At 64.8% G+C, this 18,802-nt stretch carries 15 protein-coding genes; 6 read left to right on the plus strand and 9 right to left on the minus strand.

What is annotated here, in order from left to right:
* Positions 1 to 59: 59 nt before the first annotated feature.
* The 5 genes from ACYCVF_RS09290 to ACYCVF_RS09310 all read right to left on the minus strand — a co-directional run bounded on the left by ACYCVF_RS09290 (position 60) and on the right by ACYCVF_RS09310 (position 6,826).
* Positions 60 to 1,448, minus strand: a complete 1,389-nt coding sequence (locus tag ACYCVF_RS09290; protein ID WP_459601850.1) for a hypothetical protein — start codon at positions 1,446 to 1,448, stop codon at positions 60 to 62.
* Positions 1,445 to 2,719 (minus strand): glycosyltransferase family 4 protein, encoded by a 1,275-nt coding sequence (locus ACYCVF_RS09295; RefSeq protein ID WP_459601852.1) that lies wholly within the window; start codon positions 2,717 to 2,719, stop codon positions 1,445 to 1,447. Before ACYCVF_RS09295 ends, ACYCVF_RS09290 begins: the two co-directional genes overlap by 4 nt.
* Before the next feature lie 32 nt (positions 2,720 to 2,751).
* Complete coding sequence (locus tag ACYCVF_RS09300) at positions 2,752 to 4,092, minus strand: hypothetical protein (RefSeq protein ID WP_459601854.1); 1,341 nt, start codon at positions 4,090 to 4,092, stop codon at positions 2,752 to 2,754.
* Positions 4,092 to 5,231, minus strand: coding sequence for a glycosyltransferase (locus ACYCVF_RS09305; protein ID WP_459601856.1), 1,140 nt, complete (start codon positions 5,229 to 5,231; stop codon positions 4,092 to 4,094). Before ACYCVF_RS09305 ends, ACYCVF_RS09300 begins: the two co-directional genes overlap by 1 nt.
* A 251-nt stretch (positions 5,232 to 5,482) precedes the next feature.
* Entirely contained in the window at positions 5,483 to 6,826 is a 1,344-nt protein-coding gene (locus ACYCVF_RS09310; protein ID WP_459601858.1) for a glycosyltransferase family 4 protein, read from the minus strand.
* Here ACYCVF_RS09310 and ACYCVF_RS09315 point away from each other — a divergent pair.
* A complete protein-coding gene (locus ACYCVF_RS09315; RefSeq protein WP_459601860.1) occupies positions 6,767 to 7,657 on the plus strand; it encodes an aldose 1-epimerase family protein in 891 nt (296 codons plus the stop codon). The two genes, ACYCVF_RS09310 and ACYCVF_RS09315, sit on opposite strands and share 60 nt — an antisense overlap.
* Before the next feature lie 299 nt (positions 7,658 to 7,956).
* The gene (locus ACYCVF_RS09320; RefSeq protein WP_459601862.1) at positions 7,957 to 8,772 is read left to right on the plus strand and encodes a response regulator; all 816 of its coding nucleotides are present in this window, start codon (positions 7,957 to 7,959) and stop codon (positions 8,770 to 8,772) included.
* Positions 8,773 to 8,893: 121 nt separating this feature from the next.
* Here ACYCVF_RS09320 and ACYCVF_RS09325 read toward each other — a convergent pair whose 3' ends face one another.
* Both ACYCVF_RS09325 and ACYCVF_RS09330 read right to left on the minus strand, forming a co-directional pair.
* Positions 8,894 to 9,640, minus strand: coding sequence for a transglycosylase SLT domain-containing protein (locus ACYCVF_RS09325; RefSeq protein WP_459606544.1), 747 nt, complete (start codon positions 9,638 to 9,640; stop codon positions 8,894 to 8,896).
* 97 nt (positions 9,641 to 9,737) lie between these two features.
* Positions 9,738 to 10,889: an alpha/beta hydrolase family protein gene (locus tag ACYCVF_RS09330; RefSeq protein ID WP_459601866.1), complete on the minus strand. Its 1,152-nt coding sequence runs from the start codon at positions 10,887 to 10,889 to the stop codon at positions 9,738 to 9,740.
* Positions 10,890 to 11,128: 239 nt separating this feature from the next.
* Between ACYCVF_RS09330 and pgm the strand changes: the two genes are divergently transcribed.
* From pgm to ACYCVF_RS09350, 4 genes are all read left to right on the plus strand, one after another.
* Positions 11,129 to 12,775, plus strand: a complete 1,647-nt coding sequence (gene pgm / locus ACYCVF_RS09335; RefSeq protein WP_459601868.1) for a phosphoglucomutase (alpha-D-glucose-1,6-bisphosphate-dependent) — start codon at positions 11,129 to 11,131, stop codon at positions 12,773 to 12,775.
* Between the two features lie 259 nt (positions 12,776 to 13,034).
* Complete coding sequence (locus ACYCVF_RS09340; protein WP_459601870.1) at positions 13,035 to 14,084, plus strand: aromatic ring-hydroxylating dioxygenase subunit alpha; 1,050 nt, start codon at positions 13,035 to 13,037, stop codon at positions 14,082 to 14,084.
* Positions 14,085 to 14,087: 3 nt separating this feature from the next.
* On the plus strand, positions 14,088 to 14,840 hold the full coding sequence (locus ACYCVF_RS09345; RefSeq protein ID WP_459601872.1) for a GntR family transcriptional regulator: 753 nt from the start codon (positions 14,088 to 14,090) through the stop codon (positions 14,838 to 14,840).
* Positions 14,841 to 14,849: 9 nt separating this feature from the next.
* Positions 14,850 to 15,830, plus strand: coding sequence for a PDR/VanB family oxidoreductase (locus tag ACYCVF_RS09350; protein ID WP_459601874.1), 981 nt, complete (start codon positions 14,850 to 14,852; stop codon positions 15,828 to 15,830).
* 208 nt (positions 15,831 to 16,038) lie between these two features.
* Here the strand turns inward: ACYCVF_RS09350 and ACYCVF_RS09355 are convergent, their stop codons facing one another.
* Positions 16,039 to 18,000 carry a putative bifunctional diguanylate cyclase/phosphodiesterase gene (locus ACYCVF_RS09355; RefSeq protein WP_459601876.1) on the minus strand — a complete coding sequence of 654 codons (1,962 nt, stop codon included), beginning with the start codon at positions 17,998 to 18,000 and terminating at the stop codon, positions 16,039 to 16,041.
* A gap of 312 nt (positions 18,001 to 18,312) precedes the next feature.
* Complete coding sequence (locus tag ACYCVF_RS09360) at positions 18,313 to 18,678, minus strand: nuclear transport factor 2 family protein (protein WP_459601878.1); 366 nt, start codon at positions 18,676 to 18,678, stop codon at positions 18,313 to 18,315.
* Between the last annotated feature and the right edge of the window lie 124 nt (positions 18,679 to 18,802).

Below are 18,802 nucleotides of genomic sequence, written 5' to 3' on the forward strand. Positions count from 1 at the left end.
GTGCAGAGGCCGACCGGCCACTCGCCGTCTGATGCGACGATCGTCGCGGGTGCGACGAATTAGCTTCGACGGGCCAGCATCAGGAAATCTCCGCGCCATCCGATAATCCCCGTCGCAATCGCGGCGACTACGATCTTGCCGGCGAACCATGCCGGATCGGTCGGCATGGCGCCGAGTGACGCGATCAGCACCGCCGCCACCAGCGCCTGCGCCACCAATGACCACCGCGGAAATGCCTCGAACCGCAGGGTCGGCCCGAGCGCGAGCAGGATGGTTGCGAGCGTGGCCAGCGAAGCGCAGCCGACCGCCTGTCGCGGCGACAGTCCGGCCCATGAAGCGGCCAGCGCGACGGTCGCGACGACCGTGAGCTGGCCGGCCGCCACGACCACGAGCCTGGTCGCGAGCTTCTCCAGGTGTGGAACCACGGCGATCGTCGCCTGAAGATGCGTGTGCAGGAAATAGAAGGCGGCGACCGCGGGGGCCGTCGCCAGGAAACCATCCACGCTCTCCCGCGGCACCAAGATACGGGCGGCGTCCGGAATGAAGCCGACCAGCCCACCGAGCAGCACCAGGGTCGTGCAGATCATGAACTCGAACATGCGTCGCGCCGATTGAACCGACTCCGTGACGCTCCCGTGCTCGAAGTCCTTGACCACTTCGGGATAGCTCACGGTGTGGATCGCCGCGTTGAGAACCCAGAACGGACGTTGCAGCAGGTCGAGCGCAATGGAAAATCCGGCGCCGGCTCCCGTCGCGCCGAGCCGGCCGATGATGATGACGCGGAGCAGGACCGGCACCGACAAATGGATGACGGATGCGCCGGCCGCGAGCATGCCGTAGCGGGCGAAAGTCTTCCAGTCGGCGAGCATCGTCGGCAACGACGCGCGCGCCAGCGGCGTGCGGTACGCGACGAGGCCGGCGACGAGCCCCAGCATGTGCCCGGACGCAATCCCCAGCAGCGCAGCTTCAGCCGTTCCTGAAATCACTCCCCCCGCGGCGGCCCCCGCAAGCAGCGCGGTGGCGCGCAGCGCCAGAAGAGAGGACGCGACGCCCAGCCGATCGGACAGGCGGACCGACAGAAAATAGAGATCCGTCAAACCCTGCAGCACGGATATGCCGAGGCCGAGCGCGATGATCCCTGCCGGGAGCGCGCTGACCACGGATGTGCCGCTTCCGACCACCACAAGCGCACCCGCACTCGCGAGGCCAGCTGCAAAGAGCGACCATCTCAGCCGAGCCGCCTCATCCTCTCCGGCTGCTGCCAGAAAACGCAGCCCGGCGAGTTGCAGCCACTCGAACATCAGGACGCAGAGCAGTTGGCTCGAGGCCAGCGCGAGGGAAAAGCTGGTGTAGTCGGCAGCGGGCAACAGATGGCTGATCGCGAAGATCAGGATGATCGCCGCGGCGCTCTGGTAGACGTAGCCCGCCATGGCGAAGAGGCGTGTCATCTCGGAATGAGGCGCTCCTTGCCGACGCCCCGTCCCTGCGGCGCTTCAGCCGTGGCGGCGCGCATGCGCGACATCCGTTGCTCGCGCAATTGCTCATACAGGTTCTTGTATGAAGACAGCACGTCGGCAAATATCCATTTGTTGGTATCAGCGATGAGGCGCCGGCTGATCTCGTCGATCTTGTGCGGGTCGGCCGCGATCGCGAGCATGCTCTTTGCTAGGGATTGCGGATCGGGTTCGGTCAGCCACCCGGTCACGCCGTGCTCGATGACCTCCGGCATGCCGCCAAAACGCGTTCCGAGCAGCGGCCTTCCGGCCGCCTTGGCATCGGCGACGACGAGCGGACCTGGGTCGTGCCAGATGGACGGCGCGACCACCACGTCGACCTGCTTGTAGAAATCGTCCGGCACCACGAATCCCATGAATTCGAGTCGTGCATCCGGCGCGAGCGCCTTGAGACGTCGTTGCTCCTCGTCGCTGACGCGACCTGCGATCAGCATCCGGATGCGATCACGGGGCAGGAGGGCAAGCGCCCGCATCAGGTTGTCGATGCCCTTTTCTTCCGTGAGGCGGCCGATGAACCCGAACGTCACCTCCGTCGTGCAGACCGGGCGAGGGTAGGGCTCACGCGGCGGTTCGGTCGAGGCATTGCGGATCACGGTACGGATCGGCGTCTCCGTGAACATGCCCATGTCGGTATGGATGGACAGGACGCGTTCACTGACGCCGACCACGGCGCTGAGCCAATGCGTGGCCCGCTTGCGATGGAAACTCAGGATCTTGCAGCTCGTGCAGGTGTGCTCGCAAGACCGTCCTTTGTCGAAGCGGGAGCAGCGCGGGCAGGTCAGGTAATAGTCGTGCAGAGTATGGAGCACGGGAACGCCGAGTTGGGCCGCAACGCGCCAGATCGCGGTGGTGAGCCCCGATAGATTGTTGGAGTGCAGGACGTCCGGCTTGAAGGCCCGGATGCGCTCCGCAATCAAGGGTGCTTGCATCTGCCAATCGTCGACGGCGTGCCAGATGCTGCGCAAGGCGACGTTCTTCTGCTCGGTGAACGGCAGATAGATGTTCTGCACCGGCGCGGAATAGATGTCGATGCCGTTGCAGCTTTCGTGCGCCTGTCCAGGGGAGGACGCGGCCCGGATCACTTCCACCTCGTCACCGCGCTGCGCCAGGCCCTCGGCAAAACGCCGCGCGAAGATCTCTGCGCCGCCGACGATCTTTGGTGCCTGAGGCGTCGGATAAAGCGTGGACGTCAAAAGAACTTTCATCGCATCAACCTCATGTCTGAAAAAAATCGCGCCTACCGCGCCGGCCTTATCTCCATGGCGGGAACGGCACTACCATTGGCTGCAATCAGGACTGGTGTGCTCGAGACTGGGATCCAGACCCCGGACGCGGGCTTTGCCGCCTGGTCGCACGGCATCGCAAAGTTCGCGCCTTGCGGATCGCCCTTGAGCCGGATCTCGTAACGTCGATCCGGTGCCTCCGACCAGACCGCAACTCTGCCGCCGGAAGCCGTCGATGCATTGATCGATACGACGCCGTTGGCGAGCTCTCGTCGTTCGGCGCTCAGGCTGGACCGAATGAATGCCCATGCGCCCTGAGCCGCGCAAGCGACCGGCTTTGGCGAATTGTCGAAACGATAGAGTCCGAAATTGTGCTCCAGGTCCGATGGGTCCTTTCCACTGTCCTTGAGCTCGTAGAACCACATTCCCTTGAGCCAGCGCGTCGCGGTCGACGCCCACAGGATCAGTTGCGCCGTATTGTCGGCCTGGGCCTGTTCGCTGACGCCGCATTTGTTGGTAGCGGCCGTGGTCCAGCCGGTCTCGGTGACATAGATCGGGAAGTCGGGGTTTCCGCTCGCCTGGCCGACCAGGCGGTGAAACGCCGTCAATCTTTCGATGATTTCGGCCGAGGTGCGTTTGCTCGGGCCCATGCAGAAATTGTAGAGATGGATCGAAGCGCCGTCCGCATCTTGAAGGATGCCGGTCCGCAGCATCTTCTCCGTCCATGCCCAGCCGAGATCGTCGCCGAGCGCGCCAACCAAAAAGGGCGCATTTGGCGCAACCCGCTTGACCGCCGGCCGCGTGACCTCGGCAAGCGCCCGATAGTTTTCCGGCGAGAACGCGGGATCCTTCCTCGCCGCCAGGTTCCATTCGTTCCAGAGTTCGAAGAGCGGCTGCTGCGCCACGACCGATTGCGCCGCCGCAGCGGCATAATTGGCGAACCGCTGCCGGGCCTCGTCGGTGGTTGGTGGCGAGGAATTCGGAACGAGATGATGGCCGAAGGCGAGGATCAGGAGAGGGCGCGCGACGCCGGACTTGACCTGCGCTTCGAGCCTGCCGAGTCGGGGCGTGAAGCCCATCCGGCGGCCACCCACCTCGAAATCGGACCAGGGAAAATCGTCGCGGAAGGCGTTGAAGCCGAGTTGCTTGATCTGGGCGACGTTCTCCGACGGTACGTATCCGCGCGCGCTCACCGGGCCGCCCAACCCCTGATGCGTGCCGACCCCGAGCAGGAATCGGGTATCGAGCGGTTGCGCCTGCTGTGCGCAGACGGAGACCGGCAGGAAGATGGATGCGATGAGGCTCGCGAGGCGGAGGCTGTCACGAACCAAGGTGCGTGGGAGCGGTGAAGCCATCAGAAATTCTTGGAGAGATCCGATTGCAGCCCTGCCTTCGCTTCGAGCGGTGTCCGGTCGTCCTGAAGGAGCTCGGCATAGACCTGCTGCAATTGCCCATGCGTCTTCTGAACGTCATAAAGCTGCTTGAATCGGTCGTAGCCGCGCTGTCCCAGCACCTTGAGATCGAGATCGAGCGCGCGCCGGAAGCCGTCGATGAGCGGCTCCACGGCGACCGGCTCGCAAAGCACGCCCGTGACGCCGTCGACGACGATCTCGGGCAATGCGCCGCTGCGGAACGCCAGGATGGGTTTGGCCGCACGCATCGCTTCCAGCGCAACGAGACCGAAGGCTTCCCATCGTGACGGGATCACGACGAGATCGGCGGCCTCGAGCTGCGTTTCGATGGTCGGGCGATCCAGCCAGCCCAGCAGGGCCACGTTGGACGGGACGGCCGGGCCTTCATACTTGTTGACGACGGAGGCGCCGATCATGCGCACGTCCAGCACATGCTCGAGCGAACGCGCCGCTTCGATCAGGAGATCGAAGCCCTTCTGCCGATCCAGGCGCCCGATGAACAGGACCTTGACCTTGTTGGAAGTCCAGTCTGCCGCAATCGGCTGCGGCGTGCGGCTCTTCGATATGCCGTTGTGCACGACGGTCAGGCGCTCGGCCGGAATTCCGGCGCGGACCGCTTCGTTGAACTCGTCACTCGAGATGCAGATGATTCGGTCCGACGTGCGCGCAAGCAGCTTTTCCGCCGCTTTCGTCAGGAGATGGCTGAGCCTGCCGGTCTCGCGCGAAAACGCCCAGCCGTGCGGACAATAGACGACGCGCGGTCCGTCAGGGCGGGCCGCCAGCGCGGGGCGAAGCACGAGGCCTGCAAACGAGGAGTGAAGGTGGACCACGTCCGGCCGGAAGGCATCCAGCGCCTGCATGCTCGCGCGCAGCATCTGAAACAGGCCGGAGACGCCACGGCCCGATCGTTCGAAGGTCGTGATCTGGCTGTCATCGATCGCGGCGAGGTCGCGGCGATGATCGGAGGGTACGACATAGTGCACGTTCTCGGCGCCGAAGCTTGCCTGTTGCTGCGGATGCAGCTCGTTCAGATAGCTGGCAATCCCGCCTCGGATCGTCTCCGCGATGTGCAGCACTTTCATCGTTTGCTTTCCATTGAACCGCGTGGGAGAGCCGGACATCGGGGACCCTTGTTCTGATCTCGCTTGTGCGAACACAGTTCCTCGAATACGTAGCGATATTGGGGCAGCGATGTGGTGATGTTGCGCCAACTTCTTTGCACCGACGAATCATAGCAAACTTCGGAATGCTTCATGGAACCAGAAATGAAGCAGTGAGTTGCAAACCGATTGTGCAAAAACCATTGCGCGCCATGGGCGAGTTGCGCGGAATTTCAAGCGGCGCTGGCGACGCTTGCCGGCCCGGCGAGGTGATCGAGCAGCGCTTTCGCTGATTTCTTCCACGAATAGAACGCAATGCGATCTTGCTGCTTCATGCGCTCCTGATCGGAGATTGTGCCGGCTGCCAGTCTTTCAAGCATGAGCTGCTTCAGCGCGTCGGCATCGCTGGCGCGAAAATACGCAGCAGCGTCACCGCACGTCTCCACGACGGCATCGGCCGTCGAGGCGATGACCGGACAACCGAAGATCATGGCTTCGAGTGGCGGCACGCCGAATCCCTCATAGAGCGAGGGAAACACGAATGCCGATGCATGCGCATAGAGAGCTGCAATCTCGCTGTCCGTCAGGCGCCCCGCCAGCAGCAGGCCCGCAGCGCCTTGGCCCGAATTGTCCTGGAAGACCTTGCTGTTGTCGCCGCCGACGATGACCAGGGGAACGTCGGGCCGATCGAGCAGCTGGACCGCGCGGATCGCGACGGCAAGATTCTTGTTCTTGGTCCGCGAGCCCACGTAGAGAAAGAATTTCTGCGGCTGAACGCCGAGCCGCGCAATGATGCCGGGATCAGGCCTCGTCTTCGCGAAATGTTCTGCGCTGTTGGGGAAGACCGGGATGTCCGTTGCCGGCAGATTCAGCACCTCTGCAAGCTCCCTGCGCGAAAAAGCCGAGACGGTCGCGATGCTTGCATGCCGGGCCAGCAGCCGTCCCATCGTGCGGTGAACCGCCAGATAGCGCCAGTTGAAGAAGTCGGGCCTGCGAAAGACCTGAGCGTCGTGGATCACGACAATATGGTCGCGATGGAACACCGGCCCGGAATTGGCCAGGCTGATCAAGCGGCCTCCTGTAGCGGCGCGGGCCAGATCGATCTGATCCCAGGCATGTCCGCGCCGGCGGCCGACGGTACGAATCTTGATTCGTTCGAGGTGAAGGTCCTCACTTGCATCCATCGGCGTCAGCAACTGCCAGTCTGCGCTCCGCAGCGAGGCGGGAGTCTGCTCCGAGGCCAGCTGCGCGTCGATCGCCTTCACGATTTCGGCGGCATAGCGCTGAACGCCGGTGAGCTTTTGCGACAGAAAGCGGCCGTTGATGAAGAATTTCAATTGGCTACCACTACTTCTGATCGGAGTTCGACCCCGGACTGCGGGACGCAGGCGGTGGACGAGGCGCAAGGGAGCAACTGTTAGGTACAGAAATATGACGAACCTTCGCGGGAGCCGGGTCTCCGTCTGCATGGCTCGCCTCGCCTTGCTGCGTGTGAGGTCGCGGTGTAGACGTCCCGCATGAGCGATGACACTCACACCATCCACAGCAGCTCCCTCAGCGCCACCGTCAAGGCGCATGGTGCCGAGCTGTGCTCCCTGAAGGATGGCACAGGTCTCGAATTCGTCTGGCAGGCGGGGCCGGAATGGCCCCGGCACGCGCCGCTGTTGTTTCCGATCGTCGGGCGGCTCGCCAACGACGAATTGCGGCACCGGGGCAAGACGTATCGGATGACCCAGCATGGCTTTGCCCGCGACAGCCGCTTTGTGTGGGCTGAACGCGGCGGGAGTCGCTGCACGCTGGTGCTCGATGACGATGAGACGACCCGCGCGCTCTATCCCTTCGCGTTCCGGCTCACGGCGGCCTATGCGATCGACGAGTCCGGCCTCGATCTGACGCTCACCATCGCCAACACCGGCAAGGAGACATTGCCGGCTTCGATCGGCGGCCATCCCGCCTTCAACTGGCCGCTCCAGCCCGGCGCGGCAAAGGAGAGCTATGCGCTGACTTTCGCCAGCGCAGAATCGTCGCCGGTCCGCCGTCTCGATGGTGGTCTGTTGCGGCCGGCAGCGGAGCCGAGCCCGGTCCAAGGCGCCTTGCTACCCCTGGCCGAATCCCTGTTCACCGACGACGCCATCATCTTCGACCGGATCGAGAGCAATTCGGTCCGCTATGCCGCCGGGCAGGGCGCATCGGCCGGACCGTGGTTGAAAATGTCCTGGCGCGGCTTTCGCGAACTCGGCGTCTGGTCGAAGCCGGCAGGCGCGCCGTTCCTCTGCATCGAGCCGTGGCGCGGCCATGCCAGTCCCGCCGGCTTCGACGGCGAGTTCACCGACAAGCCGGGCCTGATGCACATTGCGCCGGACGCGCAAGAGCAGCTGTCGTTCCGGATCGAGGTCGGATCGTCCTGAGAGCAATATCTTCAGAGCTCGCGCGTTAGATCAGATTCTGAGCGAGCGAAGAGGCAGGCCAGACAAGACCGCCTATGAAGGAAACGGGAGATCGGCGTTGCCGGTTGCGCGATCATGCGCGGGGTCGGTCATGAGCCGGGCCGGTGGCGTTCGCGCGAACCTTGCCCGGCGCGATGATGCGCGGGATGAGAAGTGTGGGCCAATTCATGCTTAATGCGGCAAGGCCATGACCAATATTGTTTGGGCAGCACAACACGCCTAGTATCGCGGCAGGCAAATTTCGGGGGCTCGAACAGGTCGTGAATGGTCGTTCACAGGACCGCGCGTTGCGCGACGATCTGGGTTTTCAGGCCGGGCCGCAGGCGCACAGGATATCCAACATCGTGGCCGATTCCGCCCGTCAGGAGTTACGTCCTATCGGCCGCGAGCGGCTAATCGTCGTCGAGGACGATCCGGTGACGCGGACCATGCTGGTCGGTTACTTCAACGAGAACAGTTTCGACGTGGTCGGCGCCGGCTCCTGCGCGGAGTGCCGCCAGGCGCTTCGCGCGCGCACCGATCTCGTCTTCCTGGACGTGCAGCTGCCCGACGGCGACGGCTTCGAGCTCGCCAAGGAGATCCAGGCGACCAGCAACGCCGGCATCATCTTCGTGACCCGCCGCGACACCGACGTCGATCGCATCCTCGGCCTCGAGATCGCCGGCGACCATTACGTCACCAAGCCGATCAACTTACGCGACTTGCTCGCGCGCGCGCGCAGCGTGCTGCGGCGGCGTTCGATCGACCGCAAGGCGGCGCGCAACCACAACTCGATCGCGTTCGGCGACTGGATCATCGACCTGACCCGGCGCGAATTGCTCGGCAGCGACGGCAGGCCGGTGGCGCTGACCCGCGCCGAATTCGATCTGCTGGCCGCATTGGTCGGGGCCGACGGCAGGCCGCTGAGCCGCGACTATCTGATCGAGGTGGTCAGCAACCGTCAGGCTGAAGTCGACATCCGCACGGTCGATGCGCTGGTGGCGCGGCTGCGCCGCAAGCTGATCGGCAGCGGCACGCCGGTGATCGCAACCGTCACCGGCGTCGGCTACAAGCTCGCGCTCAGCGAGCGGCCGTAGGGCGTTTTCGAGCGAAGTAGACACCGGTTCGTGTCAAGAAAACGCGTCAAGACGAGAATCTGGAGCCGCGTTCCGATTCCATCGGAACGGGAAAGGCTCCAGGTGAGAGGCCGGCCCACCGTCAACGCGATGCGACGCGCTTCCATCTGGCTTCGATGCGCGCCTTGATTTGGCTGATCCGGGCTTCGTGCGCGACCCAATAGGCGCGGCTGGCGGCCGCGGTACCCTGGCGATAGCGTGCATAGACCGTTCTGGGCTGCACCGGCATCTTCGGGCGGCTCGCCGGTTTTGCCGGAGTCACAGCAGCGACCGGATGCGCCGGATCCGGAGCAGCCGCGGCTTCGGCCCCTGTCGACATCGCGTTCATCGCGACGAGACGGTTGCGGGCTCGGTTGCAATAGACCTGCGACCGCGCGGTCATCTCTTCCTCGCCATGACCTGCCCGGTATTTCATCAGGGCCCGGCAGAGATCCCCGCCCGCCAGACGCCAGGCCCGGCTGAGATAAAGCACGCCGTAATGGATATTGACGTCCGGTTCTGCGAGTTCTGCGTCGCTTCCCCGGAAGCCCAGCATCGCGGCCGTCTCGGGCCGCACCTGCATCAGGCCGATCTCGCCGGCGCTGCCGATGACCCCCGGATTATAGCCGCTTTCGACGAAGACGACGGCTTCGGCGATATCGGCCGATAGATTGGTGTTTGCGGTTTCTCTCTCGATGATTTTCCGGATCATGGCCCGGGATGTCGGTGTCTCGCCGGCGCCGAGCTCCGTCCTGGCGTTGGCGATTGTCGAGGTCGTGCGCGGCCCGTCGGTATCGCCGTCGCTCGCATGCGCGCAGATCGGGGCTGACAAAAGCAGGACGACCGCCACGTGTCTCCCCGCCGCGCCGAGATAGAAGCATGCCCGATCCCACAGCATGGATTTCTCATAGAGCCCGGGAGTTAACAAACCGGCATCTGGCGCGCCGTCACTGCCGTGCGCGGGCGCTCTGATCGGTGGAGGCCGCCGGCGAAGGCTCGGCCAACCCGTCATCGACCGCATAAAGCGTGCAGGCGGGCGACCATTTCAGGCACGCCGCCAGCGAGTCGCGCCGGGCATCGTCGGCCGTCGCGCGGCCAGAGCGCCAGCCATAGCCGCCGTTCGGCGCCACCGCAAAAGCCTTGTGCGGCAGCATGCTCGCGAGATAGCGCGCGAACTCGGCGCGCGCGGCCGCGTCGAGCTGACGTGGCGGCGGCAGCGGATCGGGCGGGCCCAGCATGTCGCGCTCGACGAGGCCGCGCTCCCGCAGGAACGCGTCGAGATAGGGCGTCCATTGCGGGCGGCCCGCGACCGAATAGAGATGATGGCCGTCGTCGCCGTAAGGCGGCGCCGCGATGAACGTCGCATTGCCGCCACTGGCGCGAAAGCCGTCATGGAGGCGGCGCGCGAGGTCGGGACCGAAGTAGGAATCGTTGGTGGCGTAGACCCACAGCATCGGCACGCGCGATGTCTTGCCGAAGGTGGCGAAGGCCTTCACCAGCCCATCGGGATTGCAGACGTCGTCGTCGTTCCGCGAGCCGCGGCCGCCGGCAAAGCTGATCGCGGCGACGAGGCCGGGCGGGGCCTGCGCACTCAGCGCGACCGTTGCGAGCCCGCCGGCGGAATGGCCAGCCGCGATCATGCCGGACGTCGTCACGTCGGCCCGGCGCGCCATCGCATTGATCGCGGCACGCAGATCGGCAACCGCGACCGAGCTCGCCGGCAGGTACGCCGCCTTCGCGCAGCCGCCGACGCCGTCGACACGACCGCCGGGCGAGGTGCCGTAGCCGCGCCGCATCACGATCAAGGCGGCAAAGCCGCGCCGGGCGTATTCGAGTGCGATGCCGTAATATTTGTGCGCCGACATCGTCGTGCGGTCATCGAACTTGCGCGGCGAGCCGTGGCTCAGCAGCGCCAGCGGATACCGCTTTGTCCCCGCAGGGCGCACCAGGAACGCCTCCAGCCCCTGAGGTCCCGCCTCCGCCATCGGGATGCGCAGGTCCTGGGTGTAGAACTCGGCGGCCCGCGCCGGCGGGCCAGCCAAGGTGAGGCCGAAGACCAGGCTAGCGATCAGCGGAAGCAGCTTGCGCGATGGAATCATGGGACGATTGAAAAGGCACCGTTGGCGGAGAGCATAGCACGGTTTCGTAGCCCGGATGATGGAGCGACATCCGGGGCAGATGGCCCCGCATTTATCGCTTTGCTCATGCGGGCTACGGCATTCATTCCGGGTTAATGCCCAGGGAACGCCATCCCCATCACCCGTGTTGTGCCTTGGCGGACGCCCGGCCGATGCTATGGTATCCGGCGATTTCTGCACGACAGGACGAGGAAATTTCAGTGGCTGATGTTCATCCCGCGGCGGGCAAGCAGGCCTCGCCGGACGCGCTCACCAATATTCCGCGGCTGGTGACGGCCTATTTCGCCGGCAAGCCGGATGCATCGGATCCGGCGCAGCGCGTCGCGTTCGGCACCTCGGGCCATCGCGGCACCTCGTTCAAGAACACGTTCAACGAAGGCCACATCCTCGCGACCACGCAGGCCATTTGTGATTACCGAAGAGAAAAGGGGCTGACGGGCCCGCTCTTCATCGGCATCGACACCCACGCGCTGGCCGAGCCGGCGCTCGTCAGCGCCATCGAAGTGTTCGCCGCCAACGGCGTCGAGATCATGATCGACAAGGACGGCGGCTACACGCCGACGCCTGTCATCTCGCACGCCATCCTCACCTACAACAAGGGCCGCGCCAGCGGCCTCGCCGACGGCATCGTCATCACCCCCTCGCACAATCCGCCGGAGGATGGTGGCTACAAATACAATCCGCCGCATGGGGGCCCGGCGGATACGGACGTGACCGGCGTCGTCGAGAAGCGCGCCAACGCCTATCTGGCCGACGGCCTGAAGGACGTGAAGCGCATCGACTATGCCAAGGCGCGCAAGTCCGCGAATGTCCACGCCTACGACTTCATCACGCCCTACGTCGCCGATCTCGGCAATGTCGTCGATCTCGACCTCGTCAAATCCGCCGGTGTCACCATCGGCATCGATCCGCTCGGCGGTGCCGCCGTGCATTACTGGCATCCGATCATCGAGCGCTATGGCCTCAAGGCCACCGTCGTGAACGAGGCGATCGATCCCACCTTCCGCTTCATGACCGTGGACTGGGACGGCAAGATCCGCATGGATTGCTCCTCGCCCTACGCGATGGCGAGCCTGATCGCGATGCGCGACCGTTTCGACGTCGCGTTTGCCAACGACACCGACGCCGATCGCCACGGCATCGTGACGCGCACCGGCGGCCTGATGAATCCGAACCATTATCTGGCGACCGCGATCTCCTACCTGTTCGCGCACCGTCCGAATTGGGGCAATGATGCCGCGATCGGCAAGACCGTGGTGTCGAGCTCGATCATCGATCGCGTCGCGAAAAAGCTCGGCCGCAAGCTGGTCGAGACGCCGGTCGGCTTCAAATGGTTCGTCGACGGCCTCCTCACCGGCGGCTTCGGCTTCGGCGGCGAGGAGAGCGCAGGCGCCTCGTTCCTGCGCCGCGACGGCGGGGTGTGGACCACCGACAAGGACGGCATCATCCTCGGCCTGCTGGCAGCCGAGATCACGGCGAAGACCGGCCGCGATCCCAGCCAGCTCTTCGGCGACCTCACCGCCGAGTTCGGCATGCCCCATTACGCGCGCATCGACGTCGCCGCGACAGGTCCGCAGAAGAACATTCTGAAGTCCGTCACGCCCGAGCAGCTCGGCCTGAAGGATCTCGCCGGCGATCCGGTTCGCGCCACGCTGAGCAAGGCGCCCGGCAACGGCCAATCCTTCGGAGGCATCAAGGTCGAGACCGATTTCGGCTGGTTCGCTGCAAGGCCCTCGGGCACCGAGGATGTCTACAAGATCTACGCGGAAAGCTTCCGCAGCACCGAGCACCTGAAGAAGATTCAGGAAGAAGCGCAGGCTGGGCTGGCGAAGGTGTTCGGGGCGTAGGCGCCCCGAACCCCAGAACGATGACGTCTCTATCATTGGAAAAGGTCGTCGTGGCCGGGCTTGGTCCCGGGCATCCACGGTGACGTGCCGAGCGGCAACGCGTGGATGGCCGCCCATGTCAGGGCATTTCATTCGGCGCGTTGGTCTGTATACATTGTGTCCTTCAGAGGTACTATAATAGCTGATAATTTGCCTTGAATGATCTTTCTTCTCCGCTAATGTATACATAAAGTATTCATAAGCCGTGGGAGCGAGACACATGACAAAGCCCTTCCCCATGAATGCCTGGTACGCCGCCGCCTGGGACGCCGAGGTGAAGCCGGCGCTGCTGCCGCGGACGATCTGCGGCAAGCATGTCGTGATGTACCGCAAGGCCGATGGCTCGGTGGCTGCGCTGGAGGATGCCTGCTGGCACCGCCTGGTGCCGCTGTCCAAGGGCCGCCTCGAAGGCGACACCGTCGTCTGCGGCTATCACGGTCTGAAATACAATGCGCAAGGCCGCTGCACCTTCATGCCCTCGCAGGAGACCATCAATCCGTCGGCCTGTGTGCGCGCCTATCCCGTGGTCGAGCGCCATCGCTATATCTGGCTCTGGATGGGCGACCCCGCGCTCGCCGATCCCGCGCTCGTTCCGGACATGCACTGGAACCACGATCCGGCCTGGGCCGGCGACGGCAAGACCATCCACGTCAATTGCGACTATCGCCTCGTGCTCGACAATCTCATGGACCTCACCCACGAGACCTTCGTGCACGGCTCCTCGATCGGCAATGACGCCGTTGCGGAGGCGCCGTTCGACGTCACCCATGGCGAGAAGACGGTGACGGTGACGCGCTGGATGCGCGGCATCGAGCCGCCGCCGTTCTGGGCCAAGCAGCTCGGCAAGCCCGGCCTCGTCGACCGCTGGCAGATCATCCGTTTCGAGGCGCCGTGCACCATCGCGATCGACGTCGGCGTGGCGCCGGCCGGCACCGGAGCGCCGGAGGGCGACCGCTCGCAGGGCGTCAACGGCTTCGTGCTCAATACCATCACGCCGGAGACAGAGAAGACCTGCCATTATTTCTGGGCCTTCGTCCGCAACTACCGCCTCGGCGAGCAGCGCATCACCACCGAGATCCGCGAGGGCGTCTCCGGCATCTTCCGCGAGGACGAGCTGATCCTCGAGGCGCAGCAGCGCGCGATGGACGAGAACCCGGATCGCATCTTCTACAACCTCAACATCGACGCCGGCGCGATGTGGTCGCGCAAGCTGATCGACAAGATGATTGCCAAGGAGAACGCGCCGCCACGCCTCCAGGCCGCGGAGTAGGCCATGGCCGAGCGTGACGTCGACCGCTCCGTCTCGCAGACAGTGAAGGCGCAGCTCGCGCTGCGGGACCAGATCCTGTCGGGCGCGTTGCGCCCCGGCGAGCGCATCTCCGAGCTTCAGGCGGTGGAGACCACCGGCGCCTCGCGCACGCCGGTGCGCATGGCGCTGGTGCGGCTGGAGGAAGAGGGCCTCTTGGAGGCGATTCCCTCCGGCGGCTTCATGGTGAAGGCGTTTTCGGAGCGCGACATCTCCGATTCCATCGAGCTGCGCGGCACGCTCGAAGGCCTTGCTGCGCGCTTCGCCGCCGAGCGCGGGGTCTCGGCCCGCGAGCTGGAGCCGCTGAAGGAATGCCTCGCGGCGATCGACGAATTGCTGCGGCAGGTGCCGATCTCGGTCGATGCCTTCTCGTCCTATGTCACGCTGAATGCGCGCTTCCACGCGGTGCTCACCGAACTGTCGCGCAGCCCACCGCTGATCCGGCAGATCGACCGCGCCTCGGCGCTGCCGTTTGCGTCCCCGAGCGGCTTCGTGATGGCGCAGTCGGCGCTGCCGGAGGCGCAGCAGATCCTGATCATCGGGCAGGAGCACCATCGCGTCGTGATCGACGCCATCGAGAACCGCGAAGGCGCGCGCGCCGAGGCCATCATGCGTGAGCACGCGCGTCTCGCTGTGCGAAACCTGCGCCTCGCGCTACGCAACCGGACCCATCTCGACCTCTTGCCGGCGCTCGCGCTGATCAAGACCGCAACCGACTAGGGGAGTGCCATGCGCTTCATCGAAACCTGGATTCCGGCGACGCTGGTGTCGACGCGCGACCTTGCCCCCGGCATCCGCGAATTCATGATCCTGCCGGACCAGTTCAACGGCGCGGCCTATCCGGTCGGAAGCCACATCAATGTCAGCGTGACCATCGACGGCCAGCCGGAGACGCGGTCCTATTCGCTGGTCGGCGAAGCCTCGTCGCGTGGCCTGCGCATCGCGGTGCGCCGCGCCGACGATTCCCGCGGCGGCTCCCGCTACATGTGGTCCCTGCAGCCGGGCGCGCGGCTCGACATCACGCAGCCCGCCTCGCTGCTCGCGGTGGACTGGAGCCGCGAAGACTATTGCCTGATCGCCGGCGGCATCGGCATCACCCCGATCGTCGGGGCGGCGCAGGCGCTGGCCCGCCGCGGGGCGAATGTCAGACTGCACTACGCGGTGCACTCGCGCAGTGATGCTGCCTATCTCGATGATCTCGCCGCGGTGCTCGGCGATCGCCTCGTCGTTCATGCCAGCGACGAAGGCAACAGGCTCGATCTCGACGGCCTGTTTGCTTCACTTCCCCAGGGCACGCTCGCGCTGTTCTGTGGCCCGATGCGCATGCTTGACGCGGCGCGCCACGCCTGGATCGGCGCCGGTCATCCGCTTCCCGATCTCCGCTATGAGACCTTCGGCTCCAGCGGCACGCTGCCGACAGAAACGTTTCGCGTCCGATTGAAGGACTCGGCCATCGAACTCGAAATCCCGCGCGAGCGCTCGATGCTGGACGTGCTCAACGCCAGCGGCCACGAGGTGATGTACGACTGCAAACGCGGTGAATGCGGATTGTGCGCCATCGACGTGGTCGACGTCGACGGCGAAATCGACCATCGCGACGTCTTCTTCAGCGATCACCAGAAGCAAAGCAACCAGAAGATCTGCGCCTGTGTCTCCCGCGCCCGCGGCACCATCACCGTGGACACGCTGCTGCGCGCGGATGCGATTTGAGCCCGGGGCGAGATTCCCTTTGAGGAGCAATGGAAGGCGCCGCGGTCTCCACCTCTCCCGCTTGCGGGAGAGGTCGCGCCGAAGGCGTGGGTGAGGGTTCTCTTCTGGAGGAGTCTCTCTGCGGAGACACCCTCTCCCCAGCCCTCCCCCGCAAGCGGGGGAGGGAGCGCACTGCCTTCTTGGCAGCAGGAATCGCAATCCATCGCGCCTACGCCGCAAAATTCACCCGAAGCCTCTTCCTATCCAGCAACGCCAGCACGCCATCTGCCGACACCGGCCGGCTGATGAGATAGCCCTGCGCCTCGTCGCAACCGAACTGGCGCAGATATTCGAGCTGGTCGGCGGTCTCGACGCCTTCTGCGACGACGCCGATCTGCAAGTCGCGGGCGAGTGAGATCACCGACTTCACGATCGCGGCGCAGTCCGGTTGCTGCAGCATGTCGCGGATGAAGGACTGGTCGATCTTGATACGGCTGAACGGCACTTTGCGCAGGTAGGTCAAGGATGAGAAGCCGGTGCCGAAATCGTCCAGGGCCACGGTGACGCCGAGCTCCAGCAGCGCATTCAGGACCGTCGCGGCCGAACCGTATTTCGACAGCAGCATCGATTCCGTGATCTCGATCTCGAGCCGGTGCGGGGCGATCTTGGCCTCGGCGAGCGCCTGCACGATAATCTGGAGGATGCCTGTGTTGTGAAACTGCGCTGCCGAGAAATTCACGGCCACCCGAATCTCCTGTGGCCACTCGGCGACCGTCGCGCAGGCACGGCGGACGACCCATTCGCCGATCTCGTGGATCAGCCCGGTCTCCTCGGCGATCGGGATGAACTCGCTGGGCGGCACCAGTCCGCGCGTCGGATGCTGCCAGCGCAAGAGCGCCTCGAAGCCGGTGATGCGGCTGTCGCCGAGATCGAGGAACGGCTGGAACACCAGGAACAGCTCGTCCCTTGCGATCGCGCCCTCGAGGTCCGATTGCAGCGCCTTGCGGTCGCGGGACAGCCTGTCATCGGCTTGTTCGAAGAAGCAGACGGTGCCGGGTCCCGCCTTCTTGGCGCGGTAGAGTGCGGCATCGACATTCTTCATGAGATCGAACGGCGTGTTGCCGTCGCGCGGCGCCAGCACGATGCCGACGCTGGTCGCGCCGACGATCCGGCGACCCTCGAACTGGAACGGCTCGGTGAAGGCCGCGACGAAGCGTTCGGCGATCTCGAGCGCGTCTTCCGGCCGCGCCACATTGTTCATCACCAGCGCGAACTCGTCGCCGCCGATGCGCGCGACATGCTCGGCTGCGCGTGTGCAGCGTTGCAGGCGGCCTGCGACCTGGACCAGGAATTCGTCGCCGGCGGGATGACCGAACTGATCGTTGACCTCCTTGAAGCGATCGAGGTCGAGCAGCAGTACCGCGAATTCCTCACCCGACAACGCCAGCCGCTTGAGCGCCGCATCGAGCGTTTCGTTGAAGGCGACGCGGTTGGGCAGATGGGTGAGGGGATCCAGCCTTACCGTGCGCTCGGCCTCGATCTGCCGCATCACGCGCCGCGCGAACGAGAACGAATTGACGAATACGCCGCGCAGCAGGACGCCGCCATAGACCACGACGAGAAAGGCGATCAGAAGGAAAGCCAGGTCGCCGTTCCTGCCGAGGCAGATGGCGATCCCGACGAAGATGGGGGTCGTGAAAGCGATGGCCGCGATCGGGATCGTGGCGAAGGCCAGCGCGCCGCCGGCCAGCATGCCCGAGCACAGGCAGGTGATGACGAGCTGTCCGCCGGTCGAAGCGTCAGCGAAGAAGGCGACCGGGACAATGCCCCAGGCCACGCCGAGCAGGAAAGCATTGCGTACCAGCCGATGCATGGCGCGGCGCGAGACGAATAGCGGCTTGGTGATGCGGCGCGCAGCGCGGGATTGCAGGCCGAATCCGATCGCGACGGTGCCGACAGCGACCGCCCAGATCAGGGCAGCCGTCCTGTCGGGCGACTGCCACAGTGCGATGGCGAGCACGATGGCGTTGCATGCATTGGCGAGCATGATGCCGACCGAATAGCCGAGCACGAGCGACATCTGTTCGGCGCGGATATGCCCGGCCATGGCCTCGTCAGTTGCGGGACCGCCAAAGGCCGACAGATCGCCGGCGAACAGCCGTGCGACATAGTTGGTCGTTTGAGTCCGCATTCCAGAGCCTGCTCGGGCCGTTTGTCCGGCGCGCGCGAGGATTCGCCGCAAACCTTTGACGAACTATGAACTATCTACGCCGGCAGGCGTCGCTCAGAGCACTTCTGCGTGTTCGTGAGGGAGTATCGATAACAAATCGATACATATGCAGGGTGGCGGGGGTAGGCAATTGTATCCGAAGCGATCGCCGCAGGTCCATCATGCCCGGGCTTGTCCCGGGCATCCACGTTCTTCGTGCCGCAGGAAAGCTCGTGGATGGCCGGGACAAGCCCGGCCATGACGCTGCGAAGGTTCAACGCCCTCAGTCCACTATCACCGTCCCAGTTGCTTCGGATCGTAATAGAAGCGCTCCTCGACCAGTCTATCGCCACGCCAGGTCTGCCACGCGATCTCGTCCAGCGTCCGCGTGACGCCTTCGGCGTTGGTGAAGCTGAAGATCCAGCGGGTCGCGACGTGGTCGCCTTCGATCAGGCTCGGCCCGACGCGGACGGCCTTGACCTCGCTGGAGGCCGCCAGCACGCCACGCTCCTTGGCGACGAGCTTGTCGCGCCCTAGCGTCGGGGCGGTGTTGTTCTCGTAGGTCACGGCATCGGGCGTGCAGAATTGCTCGATCGCGCCAATGAAGTCTCCGGCTTCCAGCCGCTGCGCAAAGGCTTCAACGACATCACGGCTCGGCACAGCTTGCCTCCCAAAAAAAACCGACTTGTGGTCGGTAAATACCGACCGGTGGTCGAAAAGTCAACTGGTTGCCGGCGCTCAACTGGATTAAAGCAAGAGTGAGTTGATCGATCCGAGCCAGGAA

The sequence above is a fragment of the Bradyrhizobium cedriense genome (genome assembly GCF_054602315.1).